The 18,574-nt window shown below is 35.6% G+C and carries 1 protein-coding gene; it reads right to left on the bottom strand.

Annotated elements, in window-relative coordinates; translation table 11 throughout:
• Positions 1 to 123 precede the first annotated feature (123 nt).
• On the bottom strand, positions 124 to 18,567 hold the full coding sequence (locus DK441_RS14040) for an SDR family NAD(P)-dependent oxidoreductase (RefSeq protein ID WP_160112096.1): 18,444 nt from the start codon (positions 18,565 to 18,567) through the stop codon (positions 124 to 126).
• Between the last annotated feature and the right edge of the window lie 7 nt (positions 18,568 to 18,574).

Raw genomic sequence — 18,574 nt, 5'->3', positions numbered from 1 at the left:
GAACATTACAAAACAGAAACCATTACTACCGCTTCGTTCTCGCATTACATGTTGTTAACTATTCTTTTAGGGAGGTGAAGTAATCTTAAAAAATCCCTTAATGTTTGTTTATTATCTCAAAGATCAATTTAGCTTTGCCGCCTCCTCTACTGAGATTTCATTATTCAAAACTTTCTCAATTACATCGCTATAAAAACTATCATCGAAATTTTGATTATGTAATGTACCCTGAGAAGTGTTATCTATTTTTTCTTCCAAAATCCGAGATGAAAATCCAAGTATCTGTACACAAACATTTCCTTCTTGATCACACAGATCCAGATCTAGTTTAATCACTCTATCTCCGGGTTTACAACCCTGAGAATAGCGTACCCATACGTACATTAGGGAAGTGCATTTAGAAATTATATGTACAGATTCCAGTGCAAAAGGTAGTAATGGTCTGGATGGCAGGTTATCTACATCCACCATTAAACCTATACATGCCTGAAGAGCGCTATCCATTACACTGGGATGCAAGGTGAATTGATTATGATCGGTTTCTGCCTCTACAGGTAAGCTAAGTTGTGCCAAAAGTTGTTCTGCTCCCATATAAATAACCGATACCCCTTGATGAGAAAGGCCATAATCCATTCCTATCTGTTTAAAGGAACTATAAACCGTATGAGATTCGATAATACCTTCACACATTTGTGCTTTAAGCTGATTAATATCCTTTTTGATAGAGATTTCACCCTTTATGAAAATTGCTTGCCCCTGACAATGTATTTTCTCTTGCTGATGCTGTGCTTTTGTATCGTTGCTATAAATTTCAAAATCAATTTTTTCTTCAGTACTACTTTTATTCTCACTGTCAAATAAGCTTATAGAAGCCTGTTTGTTTGCATCAACATATAGCGGTTTTAGCCAAACTACATTTTGTAGTTCAACTATATATCCTTCTTGATAAATGGTTGATGCATGATTAACTGCTGCCAGAGCCATTTCGAGATAGGCTACTGCCGGTAGTACTTTATGTCCATTTACTTTATGATCTCTTAAGAAAAATTCCTTACCGTTGAAAGCAGTTGTATAGCATTGTTGGCTTAGATCAGAAGTATTTTGATGTAATAAAGGATGTATAATTGAAACCGAAGTTTCTGATTTCTTTATACTTTCTTCATTTTTTGACGTATTTAGCCAATACCTTTCTTTAGCAAAAGGGTATGAAGGTAAAGGAATTCGATTGACTATTTCTCCTTCGTACAATTTATACCAATTTAACTTAAGCCCTTTTACCCATAGATCTGTTAAGCTGGACAACTTATTTTCGGTAAACCATTTATCAATAATTTGCTGTAGATCTGTATCAACGCTAAACAAGTCTTGAATTTCATTATTTTGCTTAACCTGTCCTATCCAGGTATTTTTAACAGAACGTTCTCTATTAATGTAAGCCTTAAGTTTTTTGACTAGTTCTTCTATAGAACTTACCACAAACCCTAAACGTTCTTCCATAGCTTCTCTACCCACCTGAAGGGTATATGCTAACTCTGTTAAGTTTACCCTTTTGGTTATTTGCCCTTTTTCTTTTTGATAACTAATAAACCTCAATAAGTCAATAGCTTTTTGTGATAACTGTTCAGGTGTCCTCGCAGAAAGTGGAATAATAACCGGAATATTTTTTCTGGTTGTATTTTGTTTTTCAGGGTACAAATATTCTTTTACAACTATATGCGCATTGGTTCCACTATGTCCAAAAGAGTTTATTGCCGCCATTCGGGGTATTCCTTCTAATGGACTCCAATCTATAATTTCTGTATTGATATAAAAAGGAGAATCGGTAAATTCAATAAGAGGATTGATGGTTTTAAAGTTTAACAACTTAGGTATTTTATTCTCTTGCAAAGACAATAACACCTTTATTAGTCCAATAACACCTGCAGCAGCTGCAGCATGCCCAACATAAGACTTAGCGCTACCAACTACGCAAAATTCTTTTTTCTCTGTAAAGTTTTGAAAAGCTCTTACCAAAGCATTTGTTTCTACAGGATCACCGAGTTTTGTTCCGGTACCATGTGCTTCGACATAATTGATCTTTTCCGGATCGATATTAAACTTATTATAAATATCTACTATAAGTTTTTCCTGCGCAGCCCCATTGGGTGCTGTTATACCATTACTTGCACCGTCTTGATTAATTCCAGACCCTGAAATAACACCATAAATCTTATCTCCTGATTTTACTGCATCTTCCAGGCGTTTCAATACTACCATACCTATTCCTTCTGACATTATAGTGCCATCGGCAGTCTGATCAAAGGTAAAACAACGACCTTTTGGTGATAACATCTCAATTTTATCGAGTCGGATTAACACATTTTGATCCAAACAAGCGTTTACTCCTCCCGCAAGTGCTAAATCCGTTTCCTTATTTCTTAAACTTTCACAAGCTAAGTGCAAAGCTACTGCAGAAGAAGAACAACCAGTATTAACCACAAAGGAAGGACCTTTCAAATTTAAAATATAGGATAATCGAGAAGCGATAATAGCATCAGAGTATCCTGTGAAAGTTTCTCCTGTATATCCTGTAGGTTCGGCACCAATGTAAATCCCTGTTTGAGTTTCAGAAAAATCTTTAGGATTGTATCCAGCATTTTCAATTGCTTTCCAGCTTTCCTGAAGAATCAATCTCTGATGCGGATTCATAGATTCTGCTTCTTTCGGAGAAATATTAAAGAACAAAGGATCAAAACAATCTCTTTCTTCTAATATTCCTCCCCATTTACATCGGGTTTTACCGGGTTGTTTTGTAGTACTATAGTAATTTCTTTGATCCAGGTAAGAACCAGGAAACTCGCTCACACCATCAATTCCATTCTCCAAATTGTGCCAAAATTCTTCAATATTATCTGCTTTAGGGAACATTCCGGATATTCCTACCACTGCAATCTCAGATAGGATTGGTTCTCTTTGTTCTGAAGATGGTCCCAAAAAAGCTTTTTCATTGATATTGAACCTATTTCCTGTTAAGTTAACAGGTGCAATAACTTTATTCTCATGGATCTCTGACACTTCCTCTTTATTTTCTAGAGGTGTAATATCTTGTTGCTTGGGTATACGAGGTTTTATTTGTTCCTGATACGTATTTACAATATGTTTCTCTAAACGATTTACCGAAGAGTGCTCAAATATAATTGCTGTATTTAATAAAATAGAAAGAGCTTCATTAATTTGATTTATAAAACTTACCCCTAGAATTGAATCTATTCCATAATCTGAAAAAGCTATATTCGAATCAATACTCGCAAGAGAAATTTTCAAAGTTTTTGATAAACTATCCAAAATTACTGTTCGAGTATATTCTGAAACATCTTGTAATGGTTTTGAGGCAAAACCTGATTTTTGTACTGAATCTGATATCTTCTTTTTAGGTTGTTCTGGTTTGCTTTTTTCAAGAATAGGAGGAGTAGAAGGTCCTTTCTGTTTCTTTTTTACTGATATTTTACGTCTTATTACACCATCAGTTTGAGCCAAAACTATCTGTTGCCCTAGATTATGTGTTTCCTCGGCGGGGAACAATACCATAGGGAAACCTTCTTCTTCTAAAACCTTCTGCCATCCCGCAGATGTTACTCCAGGGCTTCCGGGCATCCTAAGATCAGCATCCTTAAAAAGCCACCATCCATCTAGTAATCCAAAAGTAAGATGGTTAAAAAGTGCCGGAGTACTTAATTCATTAATAAACAAATATCCATTTGAATTCAGTATAGCTTTAGCATTACGTAAGGTTTGCCGTATATCACGTGTTGCATGTAGCACATTGGTTGCAATTACCAAATCATATGAACCTGCTTCAATATCCTGATCTTCTATGGGTTGTTCTATATCCAATCGCTGACAATGTATGTATGGATTGTCCTGCAAATATTTTTCTTCTGCATGAAAAAAGAACACTTTTGAAAGATCTGTATAGCAATATTGATCTATAGACGCTTTAAAGGGTTGTAATTTTGAAAAAACAATAGCCGATGTTCCTCCTGTCCCTGCACCAATCTCCAGGATTCTAAGTTTTGCTTCCGGATTAGATTGCAGTTTTTGTTGTACGTAAGTAGCAACAGCATTGGCTATTATTTCATTGAAGGTATCTGATCGTAAGTTATTTTTATATACTCCTTCGACTTTTTCCATCGAAGCATTAGGGAATATAATATCTGTTGCCAAAACTTTGCCAGTTAAAATTTCTGGTAATTTTTCCAGGCAATTATCCACAAGGGTTACCCAAGCTTTTCGATCAGGATTTTGTAAATGCTTTTCTTTTTCAACTTCCCATTTGTTCCATACTTCTTTGGTATTTGTCTTTTTCAGAGAACTAATAGTTCCATTTTTAAACTGAATATACCCATTTTGATTAAACCTTTGAAGGCAATTATCCCACCAGGAAGTATATTTATCCACGACTCCACATCGTTTTCGTAAGTCAGAAATTTTCAGTGTTTTTTCCTGATAATTTGCCTTTATTAATTGTTCTATTTGGCAATATAACAATTGAAGAAGCCAATCTTCAAGTTCGCTTTTTTCTTCTTCGTCTTTTAATCTATCAATTTTTTCTTTCGGAATTTCAATGTTTTTAGCAGACAGTTGTATTGAAGGCAATACTGATTTTTCCATATAGGAGATAAATTCATCCTGATCACAATTCATCAATGCCTTAATAGGAGGTGATGCTTTCATACATAGGGCTTGATGAATTCTTTCATTACAAAGTTCTCCTATAAATTGTTCGAAGCATTGGTAACCTTCATCATTTTCAAGAGCTTCAAAATTATCGGTCAAAATTTCTTCATTACCACCTTCAATGGTATCTAATGAGGATTTCCAGAACCCCCAGTTGATAATCCCTATTGGAAATTTTGATTCTCTCCTTATCGAGTGTACCAAACTATCAGCATATGTAATACCGCTGGCATAAGCAGAAAGCTTAGATGCGCCTGAAAAAGAATAGGCTTGTCCCGATGAAAAATAACACATAAAGTCAAGGGATTCATTTTTCAGAGCTGTATAGAAAACCCAACTCCCTTGAGCTTTCAAATCAAAAATAGATCTAAACTCTTCTTCTGTAGTTTGATCTAGTGAATTTTCAAAGTTGAAGACCATTCCAGAAAAAACAGCTCCATTTATAGTAGTGTAATTCTGTTTTATAGATGTTATAGTTTCCTGCATGGCTTCCAGATCGGTTACATCTGCTTGCATATATTCTAAATTGCCCTTACATCTATCAAACGATTTCATAGCTGTTTTCACCTTTTCTGAGGTTACTTCACTTCTTCCAATCCACACTACTGTTGCTTCATATTTTTCCATCAATTGATGAGTAATAATCTTTCCTACAGTACCGCTTCCGCCAACAATTATGTATACACCATTCTGACGAATTGCAGTCATGTTCTGCGTACTCCAGTTTAGTTTGTAGAGCTTCTGGTGATATCGTTTTCCTGATCTGATCTTAAATACTTCTCCTCTATCTGAAGGAGGTTCTTGTAGGATCATTTCCAGTAGTTGAGCATGCTCTTTTGACGTCTCTATATCTTCTGAAGATACATCCAGATTTCTAATACGGAATTGATAACTCCCCTGTGCAAGAGAATAGGCTAAACCTGTAATTCCTGCCCCGATAAATTGATTAGATTCTGCATGAATCGTATGCGTATCTAATGTCAATACATAGGTTTCAATTTTTTCTTTAATGCTATTTTCTTGTTTAAGGGATTTAACAAGACGTAAAAACTGAATCTCTTGCGTTTCGTAATTCTGTCTTAATTCTGTTTGATCAACTGGTTGAGAAAATTTATTTTCGAGAGAAAGAAAATACACAATATCTATAGTATCAATACGCTGTAAGCAAACCTGAAAACCTTTAGGGTCGTTTATTCCGCATTGCCATTCTTTATCTGATACCTGTATTGTTTTATCAGAAACCTTTATAACAAAAGTTTTGCCTCCCTCTTTCTGATTGTGATATTTTTGTATCTCTTCTTCAAACCCGGAAGTATTTCCGCTGCATACAATCAATACATTTTTATGAGTTACCTCAATTTTTGATGGTTTAATGGGTTGTTCTTCCCATTGAGTCTGGTAGCTAACTTTATCCCAATTCAGGTCACTTTCTATAATAGATGTTTTCTTATAAAGGGGTAAAAACTCACAAGCTTTTACCAGTTCTAAGCCTCGAATGATAATTATACTATTACCGTTCTTATCACATAGATCAATATCAAGTTTTATAGAACTGCTTTGGGATTGCTCTTCTGGTGTTGTTCTTATCCAGGCAAACATTTCTTCAGTATAAGCAGAAATTACCGTTAAAGTTCCCATAGCTACCGGTATCAATGCCTTTGTCTCTGGGGATAACATCGTACTCGCTTGTATAACGCCTTCTATTATCGCTGGATGTAATACATATTTTTTATACTCTGTTACCGGCATTACAAGTTTTGTCAATACCTGCTCGTTTCCAACGTATATTTCATCAAGAACCTGAAAAGGTTTCTCATAACTTACTCCTTCATTTTTTAAAACATCATATAAGCCAGATATTTCTATCTTTTCGGCTTTAATTTGTTTTTTAAGTTCTGAAATATCCAATTTTGTGATTTCGGGTTTTGTTCTGAGTATTGCATTTCCGAAAAAATAAGTCTCTTGATTTTCTTTCTCTTGATTCTTTATTTCATATAAAACTTTGTTATCGTTCGTTACCGATAATGAAACCTTGATATTTTTATCTTTATCGACTATACAGGGCATTCCCCACTTCAAATGATTTAATTGAATAACTGTTGAGTTTTCTATGGAAGGTACAGCCATTTGGACTGCCGCTCTTGCCATTTCTAGGTATATTCCTGTAGTTATTATTATATTATCCTGATATCTATATCCAGCTATAAGAGGCTGTTCTGCACTAAATGTTGAGCTATAGCTTTGCTCAATGAGATTTGAGGTATTATAATGCACTAATGGATGTAAGGTACTTCCTATAGTTTTCGAATATTTTTGAGTAGAGTCTATCCAATAACGATCTTGTGCAAAAGGATAAGCAGGTAATGCAATACGTTTGGGGTGATTTTCTCCATAGAATTTTTTCCAATCTATAGCCAATCCTTTAACCCATAATTCCATTAGTTTGGGCAGTTTTCTTCTGGTAATCCACTTTTTAATTGCTTCTTTCATATCATCATCTCCATTGATAATATTCATATCTTCCTGACCGTGTTTTACTTTACCCAAAAAGATTCCCTCTACTGTTTCTGAACCTTCCAGATATGCTTCCAGTTTTTCAATCAATTGATTCATGCTATTTATCAGAAACCCAAGGCGTACCTCAAACTCTTCTTTACATACCTGAAGGCTATATGCCAAATCCTGTACATTAAAAGTTTCTTTAGGCTCTGAGATCAAATTCAACACATCACGCGCTTTTTGATACAACTGCTCTTCAGTTCTTGCTGAGAGTAAAATCATCACTTTTTCTTCCCGAGTCTTGACTGGTATAGGCTGTTTACTTTCTACAGGAACTTCAAATTCTTCTATTACAACATGTGCATTGGTACCGCTTCTTCCAAAAGAACTCACAGCTCCCAGATAAGGTTTACTTTGATCCTTGTTCCATGCTCTTGTCTTTTTGTTGATATAGAAAGGACTATCTTTCCAAGTTATATAATCGTTTTCTTCAACACAGTTGAGACTTGCCGGTATTTGGCGATGTTGCATCGCTTTGAGTAAATTAACAACACTCACCAGGCCTGATGCTGCCAGGGTATGTCCTATATTACTCTTGCAGCTGGTTAGGGCACAATATTCCTGTTTTGCTAAAGAATTTTGATCTTCTTTCAATTTTTTAAAGGCCTTGGCTAATGCATTTATTTCAACAGGGTCTCCTAATTTGGTACCTGTTCCATGCGTAACGATATAAGATAGATCATTTGTATTGATTTGGTGATCAGTATAGATTTTTTCAATTAATGCAGCCTGTCTATCTCCATTAGGAGCAGTAACTCCATTAGTCTTTCCATCAAAGTTAATTCCACTAGCTTTAATTGTACCATAGATAGTATCATCATCTGCTATAGCTGTCGATAATGGTTTTAACATTAGAACTACGACAGACTCTCCTACTCCAATACCTTTGGCATTTTTTGAAAATGTATGACAACGCCCATCTTCGGAAAGCATGCCTGCCTCACTCATCATTATATAACTTTCTGGTGAAAGCAACAATGAAACTCCTGCTACAATAGCTGCTTTACATTCTCCCTGACGTAGACTGGAAACTGCCTGATGAAGTGCTACCAATCCTGAAGAGCAGGCAGTGTTTGTTGCAATAGCCGGCCCTTGAAGATCCAAAAAGTAAGAAAGTCTGGAGCTTATCATTGCATTTCCGGTAGTGGTAATTCCTGGTTTTCCGGTAATCTGATCGTATTGCCCTTCTTCCATTCCTACAAAAACACCTACCTTTTTACCTTTGATTTCCTTTGGAGATATCCTGGCATCTTCAATAGCTTTATAGGTTTCTATCAGTAATAAGCGTTCTGCCGGATCCATATATTCAGCTTCACGCGGTGAAATTCCAAAAAACAAAGGATCAAACTCATCAACTCCATGAATAAAACCTCCTTTATTTGTTGTTATCTTATTATTAGTATTGTCTGGAGCTATGTAATAATCACTCCAATCCCATCTATTTGTTGGTATTTCGGTAATAGCATCTTTGCCTTTTGAAAGTAACGACCATAGTTGATCTACTGTCTGTGCTTGTGGGAAACGTCCCGACATCCCCACTACTGCAATAGGTTCAATATTTGATAAACTTATCTGTTTAGGATAAAGGTGTGAGGAAAATGAATTATCAAGTATTGGCTTAATACTTTTTAACCTCGTGGTGAGAGTTGTATTATTGATTCCTTTTTCATCCGTGTTATTGGATTCAGTAATGTAAAAATTGTTTATCTGTGTAGCATACTCCTCCAGCATATAATCTGCCAATTTTTGAATTGTAGTTGCGCTAAAGAATACTGCTGGGGTTATTTCTACTTCAAAATAAGCTGTTAGCTTAGAGGCAAGTTTACCTAAACTAATAGAATCAAAACCATACTCGGTAAGATTTTGATCTACCTTTAATCGATTCTGATTGATTTTTGTCAGGCTTGCTATCTGTTGTTTTAGATCATTAGTTACACAATCTTTCGCCGAAATCCCTTGATCCCGAAGTTCTCTTTCTATTTTTTTAATATTGTTTGTATTGACTAATACATTTTCTATACTTTTTGACTGCTCTGTAACATACAAACGATTTAAAACTTGTTCTATCCTTGATGGTTTCCCTAACATAACCAAGGTTTGCAGTTTATCTGTTTTTATAAGGTCATGCCATAATCCTATTCCTTGAGATGTTTTTAATGGTTCCTGCCCACTACTTTTTAAATAAAAAGAAGCTTGCTCGGCATCACTGGTTCCCATACCTCCTTCTTCCCATAATGGCCAGTTGATGACCATCGTTTTGCTTTTCAACTCAGGTTTTTGTTTTCTATAAAAACTGTACGCCATCTGAAAACGGCTTGCTAAGGCATAATCACAGGATCCAAAATCTCCTAAAAAAGCTGATACCGATGAAAAATAGCAGATAAAATCTAAAGACGGTTGATTTAACACCTCATCGAGTACAATGGCCCCATAGGTTTTGGGGTAAAGTATAGTTTTGATATCATCTGTTGAGCGCTGATAAAAAGGTTGTGAAGATGCTATTCCTGCCGCATGAATAATTCCTGAAATCTCAAAAGGTAGTTGTGATCGTAATGCCAACATCGCTTCTTTATCACTAACATCGACAGATCGATAATGTACTTGTCCTGCTCCAGCATCTTTTACTATTGCTAATTGCTCTTCAATCACCGAAGATATTGGTGTTCGACCTATTAATAATAAATTTGCCTGATAATTTTCTGCCAAAAAACGAGCAAACTGTAAGCCTAATTTTCCGCACCCTCCGGTAATTAAATAGTTCCCTTTTTGTTTAAGAACAGATTCGTTAGTTACTTTATTGGGTATCGAAGACTGTAAAGACAACCTATATCGTTGATCATTTTTATACCACAATACTCCATTACACTGCAATGCTTCTGCTATTAATTGCAATGAATATATCGGAGAATCAATATAAAACAAAGATAATTCTGTGTTGGGTAGCAGTAGTTTTAAAGACCGTTCAAAACCTATCCAGGAATAGTCCCAACAAGTATTCACCTCAGCTGTGTTATAATGTCCTACAAGTGTTATGTGTTCTACTGGTAAAGCTGATGATCTGATTGTTTTAAACACATCAAACAACCTGTAAATCCCTTCTTCTCCCTGACCTTTTGCCCACAGGTAAAGAATATGAATTGGTTTACGTTCCTGATCATTTACAACGGTAAGTATTTTTTCTATATCATGTGTATTATCCGGACTACACTTATACAACTGAGATGTAACTCTTTGATAATTATCTGATTGCTCCACAACTATAGCCCGAGACAAGCTATCTGGTGTTTCTTTTGTCAACATTTCACTGAAATCCTTGTCTGCAAAAACAATAATTGAGTGATTTTCTTTCTTTACCGGAGTAATCGTATGTTGTTCTTTTTTCCAATATTCGCTAAAAAAGAGTGTTTGGGTTACTTCTTGTTCGGGTATTGATTCTACCCTGTTTTCATTTTCATTTTCTTCAATCCAATATCGTTCTTTGGCGAAAGGATAAAGTGGTAATTGAATACGTTGGGGTTTAACTTTTCCATACAGTTCATTCCAATCCAGGTCATACCCCTGAACCCATAATTTGATTAGATTGGATAACTTTTTCTGCTGTATCCATTTATCTATCGTTTCTTGTAAATCTGTATCTTTTGAAAATAATGAAATTGTATCTTCATTACTTTTTGCTTTTCCTACAAACGTATCTTGAACCTGTTTTTTTCCATCAATATATCCATTTAGTTTTTCTACTAATTGACCTTGAGTACTTGCTACCACCCCCAAACGATATTCCATCTCCATTCTTCCAATCTGCATGGTATATGCTACCTGATCCAAATCACAAGATTGCTCTTGTTTATTTAAATACGCTAGTATATCAACAGCTTTTTGCTTTAACTGTTCTTCTGTTTTTGCTGATAAGGGAAAAACATAACCTGTATCTTGATTACTTTTTGAATTTAGTGTGTTATTTTCTCCAGAATTATATTCAGAGATAACCATATGAGCATTAGTCCCACTAAACCCAAAAGAACTGATTGCTGCCTGTCGCTGTTGATCTTGTTCTACTTGCCAATCTTTGAGTTGAGTATTAACATAAAATGGACTGTTTTCTATACTGATATGTTCATTCAGGTTTTCGAAATTAATGGTTGGGGGCAGTTTTTTATATTTCAATGACATCAAGAGTTTAATCACCCCTGCGACTCCCGCAGCCATTAAACAATGGCCAATATTACTTTTAACAGAACCCAGTGCGCAATATGCTTTTTCTGAAGTATATCTTGTAAAGGATTCTACCAAAGCCTCAACCTCAATCGGATCTCCAAGCTTAGTTCCTGTTCCGTGTGCTTCAACCAGCTGAATAGAAGATGGGTCTATTCTGTAATTATCATAAACTTCTTCTTGTAGCTTAGATTGAGCTTCGGTATTCGGAGCTGTAATCCCGTTGGTCTTACCATCCTGATTAATGCCCCAACCCTTGATGACTCCAAGGATATTATCTCCATCATTTTTTGCATCTTCAAGCCTTTTCAACATCACTACTCCAACCCCTTCGCCTGGCACAAAACCATTAGCATTTTGGTCGAAGGTATGGCATTTGCCATCTGATGATAACATTCCCATTTGTGAAGTCTTGATATGCATATCTGCCCCTGCTCCAACATATACTCCTCCAGCCAGCATAAGATCACTCTGACCCAGAATCAATGAATCACAAGCATTAGCAATCGCTACCAATGAGGAAGAACAAGCTGTATCGATAGTCAAACAAGGGCCTTGCAAGTTCAGAAAATAAGATATCCGTGCAGCCAGTATTGAGTTATCGCCTCCTGTAAAACCGTAAGCACTTGTTCGCATATTATCAGATAGCAAATGATAGTCTCCCTGGCCACAACCTACAAATACACCGCATTTACTTTTCTCTAGTAATTTAGCATTATAGCCTGCATTTTCTATAGCATGCCAACAGGTTTGCAGAAACAGCCTTTGCTGTGGATCCATACATTCTGCTTCAGATGGTGATATATTAAAAAATAAAGGATCAAAAAGATCATATTCTTCAAGTGCTCCCATCCATTTACTATACGTTTTTCCCGGAGTAGCTTCTCCATCTTGATAATATTTACCTATATCCCATCGTTTTTGAGAAATTTCACTTATACAGTTCTTCCCTTCTACAATATTATCCCAGAAAGTTTCCACATTATTTGCCATAGGAAACTGACCTGCCATACCAATGATGGCTATGGGTTGGGGGTTATCTTTTAATCTTAAATCCGATGTTGGTATTGATACTTTAGGTTTTGAGGTAGATTCTCTTTGATTTGATGACAAAGTATCTGTACTCTGAGATATTATTGGTGTATTAATCTCTACAGGTATTGCTTCTTTCTGAATAGGCAACACTCCCAGTTTCTGCATTTCCTCTTTAACATAACGACTAAATTCTATAAGGTTTGGATAACTGTAAATTTTGGTTGCGTTAATGGAAATCTTATATTTTTCATTGATCTTTCTTATCCAGGTTACTCCTATGATTGAATCCAAACCTAGATCTACAAACTGACTATCCTCATCAATTTCGTCTTCTTCCATGTGTAGTTCCTGAGCCAGTAAGGTTTTGAGATTAGTTTTAATCATCGGTAATGCATCTGCATACTGTGGTATTTTTTCAGGCTTGGATAAAATAGCTTTCTCTGTAAGAGGTACTTGTTCCTGAGTATCTTCTGAGGTAGTATTGAAATTACCTTCTATACGCTCCAGGGTATCCGAACGTCCTACAAAAGTCTCTTCGTGCATAGACAACTCCCGAGTATATGTATCTTCTAAACGATCCTTGATATCATGGGTCATTTGATGTTTGAAGGCAATTAAACTACTGCGTGTATTACGCGTTAATTCTCTGGCCAATGCAAATGTAAACTCTCCAATCTCCTTACGGGAAACAACCGGTAAGGATACTCCTTTTTTCTTTAATGCCTGACCCGGATATTCTATTCCCGTTAGCAATGTACCACGCGCAAGATCATAACCTATACGCTCCAGAAAAATCAACGTCGAGCCTGCCCCGGGAGTAAATCCGTAATTCATATAAGGACTCACATAATGACTCTCTATACTCAATATTGGGAAATCACTAAACATACCCATAGACCATCCTGCTCCAATACCATGGCCCTGCATTGATGCAATTACAGGAATATTGCAATCCATGGCTAAGTGATATATTGTAGTATCAGTAAATTTAATTTTGCCTTCCTGTATATCGAGTAACATTTCTTTAGTTCCTCCTGAGATGAAATAACTGTCATATCCCGTTAAGATCACCACCTTGTATATGGAAGATGCGGCTATATGATCGAAGACCTCTATCATTCCTTCCATAAAGGCATCTGAAAACATATTCCTGGCCTCTCGGTCTTCCATCTTTACCTCCACTATTCCTTCTGGATGTAAAGTAGCCTTTATAACTTGTGATCTTAATTCTATTTCTGTTGCTACCTCTGGTAATGAGGTTGAACCTACTTCTTCGCTTTCTATCCAGATTGGTAACTTATCTAATACTGATCTTAATATCGTCTGCTGAGCCTTTTTCCAATCTCGTATAACTTCAATAGGTAGCAATGACCAATATCCAGCCTGATCTAAGGCCTCTATAATCGGATCTGCTGAAAGCACTACAGAACCTCTCTGCTGTTGTAACTCCAAACCACTATACTCCCTACCGGTAAGCAATACCTCCTGAGCCAGGTAATCTCCTAACCCACGAACAAAAAACGGAAGTGATAAACTACATAATTCTGCTACTCCAACTAGCCCCGAAGCCGAATATATACCTTCGGTATGATAGATACACACATCACAACACTGACCTAGTAGCCAACCTATATCTGTAGCATTTCCTTCAAAAACTGTAATCACGGGAACAGGAGCATTAATCAGTAGATTTTGAAGTTGTTTGATCTCCTCTACTGAGCTTGATAATTTAGATATCCTTAAAAAGTCTTTGGCTGCGCTGCTAAGTACAAGAACCTTATAAGCCGATGTATTTTCTAACTGATTTAAAATATCTTCTAAACCGGAAATAAGGGTTTTTAGTTTATAGTTTTTATCTCCTGTAGCTATCCTGATTGTGAGCACTCCCTCTATAGGGGACTCCAGTTCTATGTATTTGGATCGAGTGGTTACCACATTATCAGATCCTATAAATTCACCTTCTGCCTTAAAAGTATTTCCCTGCTTTAATCCTGCTACTTGCTTCTCTAGATCACGACCAAGATGTCGCTTTAATAAGCCAAGAGAAGTTACAGGCTTTTCACTCAATGATAAGGCTAGATCTTCTACATATTGGTGCACTTCATTAGAAGTAACAATCGGAACACTCCAACCTCTTTTCTTCAAAGAAGCACCTGTCGATACTCCAAAACGATATAAAAAATCTCTGGAAAGCACATCTCCAAAACGCTCACCAAACAAAGATTCTTCTTCCATAGCAGGAAACAATCCAACTGTTACATCTGTATAACCATATCGCGAGTCCTCACTACAAACCATAAAATCACATAAAGCTCCCAGTAAGAAACCTGATCCCATGGCATCTCCCTGCATCTCTGCTATTATTGGATAAGGAAAAGACACTATAGATTGGTAAAGCCCTTGAGTTATAGATTCATTATAAGCCTCCCGATCACCTTGAAGGAACGTTTCACCCGTGCCTGTTAATATCAATACTTTTAACAACGGAAGGTTTTTTACATAATCAAGACTATGCACCAATTCTTCTATTAATTCTTTAGAAAGTGTATTGCCTGTTTTTGTATCAATATCAAGACTGTAAATTCCCTGACTCCTATCATATAATTTTATAGAAGAGATCGCCTTTGAAGCATTAGATGCTTCTAATGCATGTCCAGCAGTATGGTCAAGGGTAAACTGTGCTTTGGGTGTTACTCTCGGGTGTATATCTTCAGACTCAATAGCATTAAGTGCCTTGAGTGAGATATTAGCAGGTTTAGAAACTGATGCTTTATCAAAACCTTCATCTGAAGAAATAATAGTATCATCTGTAGTGTGTAAAACTCGTATAGGAATCGGGAGTTCTTCTAAAGTTCCAAAAGTATTATCCTTTTCTTGTAGTTTTAACGGAGTTAATTCAGGATGTTTTTCAACAATATCCTGTTGTTTTTTATAAGAAGCCCAAAATCCTCTTTTGTGATCAAAAGGATATGTTGGAACTTCCAGGGTTTTAGTGCCAATCGGATATAATTTTCTCCAGTTTATATTCTTCCCCAGGCACCATTGTTCGGCTACGTGCTCCAAATCCAAGCTATCTAGGATAACTTCATCCTTATTTAGCTGGTTTAGTTTTGATTTTTTTATACTACCTACATAAATGTTAGATTGAAAAGTTCCTTTCAGAAAGTTTGCCAAATATGTTTTGAGATCCTCAATAGTATTATATGCAAAAGCTAACCTATGTTGCATCTCCTCTTTGGTACTTTGCAAGGTATATGACAATTGATAGGGAGTCATAGATGTGTTTTGGCTCATATAATTCAGCATGCTTTTTACATAACTCTTCAGTATTTCTTCTCGTCTTGCTGATAATATAAATAAATGTGGTCCTTCGATTGCTTTAGAATTCTCTATCTCATCGTTTTCATAGGATTCAATAACTACATGGGCATTTGCTCCACCAATTCCAAAACTACTTACTCCTGCAATAACTCTCTTTTGATCCTTGCCTGTTAACCATTCAGTTCCATTTTCCAGGATATGAAAAGGTTTATTTCTTATTTCAATTTTGCTGTTTATGTTTTTGAAATTTTGAGTAGGAGGTAAATAATTATGCTTCATAGCCATAATTACTTTGAGTAGTCCGGCAATTCCAGATGCTGCTTCCAAATGACCAATATTGGTTTTTACTGATCCTATTCCACACCAAGGTGCGTGTTTTTTATTTTTTTGACCTTGTAATGATTGAAAAGCTTTGGTCAAACCTAAAATTTCTATAGGATCCCCCAAGCTGGTTCCTGTGCCATGTGTTTCTATATATGATACATTTTGTATATCAATATTAGCCTTTGTATATGCTTCTTCAATGAGCTGCCTTTGTTTGTTTGGGTTAGGTACAGTTACCCCTCCAGAATAGCCTCCATGATTTACCGCTGTACTTTTAATTAAAGCTAGCACATTATCATTATCGGCTATCGCTTTTGACATTGGTTTTAAAAGAAGTAGTACTGCTCCTTCACCACGTACATACCCATTAGCCCTGTCATCAAAAGTGTAGCATTTACCATCAACACTTAGCATATTGGATTCTTTGTAAGCAATACTCTTTGTTGGTTCACACATGAGATGTATGCCTCCAACTATGGCTTGTTCGCATTGGTTCTGTTGGATGGCTGCAACTGCATTATTTATGGCAACCAAAGATGATGAACAAGCTGTATCAATGGTTAAACTTGGGCCATCAAAGTCATAAAAATATGAAATCCTGTTTGAGAGCATTGACATCGCTGTTCCCGTAGCCGAAAACTCTTTAATTTCAGGGTTTTTATGTAATAACGTTTCATAATCACTCCCACTAGCTCCTATAAATACACCTGTTTTACTATTTTTTAGTAATGAAGGTTTGCACCCAGAATTTTCAATTAGTTCCCAGGTTAACTCGAGAAGAATTCTTTGTTGCGGGTCTATTAATTTTGCTTCTCTTGGGGATATTTCGAAAAAAGATGCATCAAATTTATCCACATCTTTTATATATCCTCCATAGTTGATCCCTTTATGAATACCATCTATATCTATATTTTCTGGCCAATCCCATCTCTCTTTTGGTGTATTAGTGATACAAGAATTTCCATTCACCAAATTTTCCCAAAATTCTTCTTTATTATTTGCTCCAGGTACCTTTAGTGAAAGCCCTACAATGGCAATATCATCAGAATTTATATGATTTTTCTTAGTATTTGCAACTTCGTTATCTTCTTTTAAACCAGATATAATACTATGGTCTGAAAGTAGAAAAGATGCAATTTCTTTCACTGTAAATAATCCATAAAATGTACTTGGATTACTTTGCAAGCCATACTCTATATTGAGGTGTTCTGAAAGTTCGGTATATACAATAGACTCAACACCAAACCTTCTTAAGTCTGTATGGATGGTAATCTCTTTGTTTTCTAAAATTTCAGAAAAAAAGCTGACCATAGTTTCGCATAATTGTTCTTCACTTAGATCACTATTCTTTTTAATATTTTGATTAAATATTGAGGGATTATCTGAAAATTTAGCAGTTTCCAGATTAGGTGTATTTAGTATTGAAAAAGACTCTTTCTCATCTTCTTTTTCTCCTCTAATCCAAATACTTGCAATGTTTAATGGTTCTGATATTTTTTTAATTGTAAATATCTTTGCTATCAACATCCCATCCTTTTCCCTTACTAAAGAAGAGCTTAGCTTGATTGTGTTCTCATCCAGGAAAGAAAAATGTTCCAGATTATATACTAATTCTTCATTTGCATTTGCATTTCCATAATAGTGTATATCTCTTGCAATGGTAGAGCTATTTTTGGCCCAATTATAATTATCAATCTCTCCAATGTATTTTTTCTGAAAAAAACTCAATTCGCATTTATCACTTATTTTGGGATACGAAGCAAAATATAAAAGCCCAACACCATTGATATCATCATAAGAATCAATTTGATATCTTTTTTGAAACAAAGGTTCTATATCGGTAGAGATATTAAAAGAGTTATCATTAAGTATTATTTCTTTTATATCGTTATCTTCTTCATTTTTTTCGGATTGAAAAAAACAGGATTTCGCTTTAAAAAAGTTTTTTGCGATTTCAGGAAGTTTATTGTGAACCGGAATATTTTTATGCTCTACGTTTAAAGGTGTTCCTTTTACGAGTTTCTCGTTATTTCCCGAATTTCGAGAAGAAAAAACGGACATCAATTCTGTTTTTATGTCTTTATTATGTCCGCTTACCTGACCATTACTAAAAAACATCTTTTTACCATACTTCGATAGATGGCTTTTAATCTCTATTTCTTCGTTTTCACTGAATTCACTCAGGCAATTATTAGATTCCCATTTTATTCGAACAAAGCTAGCATATAGCCTATTTCCATTACTATCAATCAACTTGTCTGATTCTGTTTCCAGTCCTTCTGATATCATTTTCCAATGTATATCACCTAGTTCTTTCATTAACCAGTTTTCAGACAGTCCATCCCATAACATTTGTGGTATGTTTAAACTATATGTTCGATTTTCAGACACTTTATTCATTGTATTT

Source organism: Aquimarina sp. AU58, assembly GCF_900312745.1.
Lineage (GTDB): Bacteria > Bacteroidota > Bacteroidia > Flavobacteriales > Flavobacteriaceae > Aquimarina > Aquimarina spinulae.
The sequence above is the reverse complement of the archived record's forward strand: the minus strand, read 5'-3'. Positions and strand labels throughout refer to the sequence as shown.

What these genes read in the sequence shown, in the direction of transcription:
- DK441_RS14040 (WP_160112096.1), bottom strand. Translation starts at nt 18,567, where the DNA reads ATGAATAAAGTGTCTGAAAATCGAACATATAGTTTAAACATACCACAA.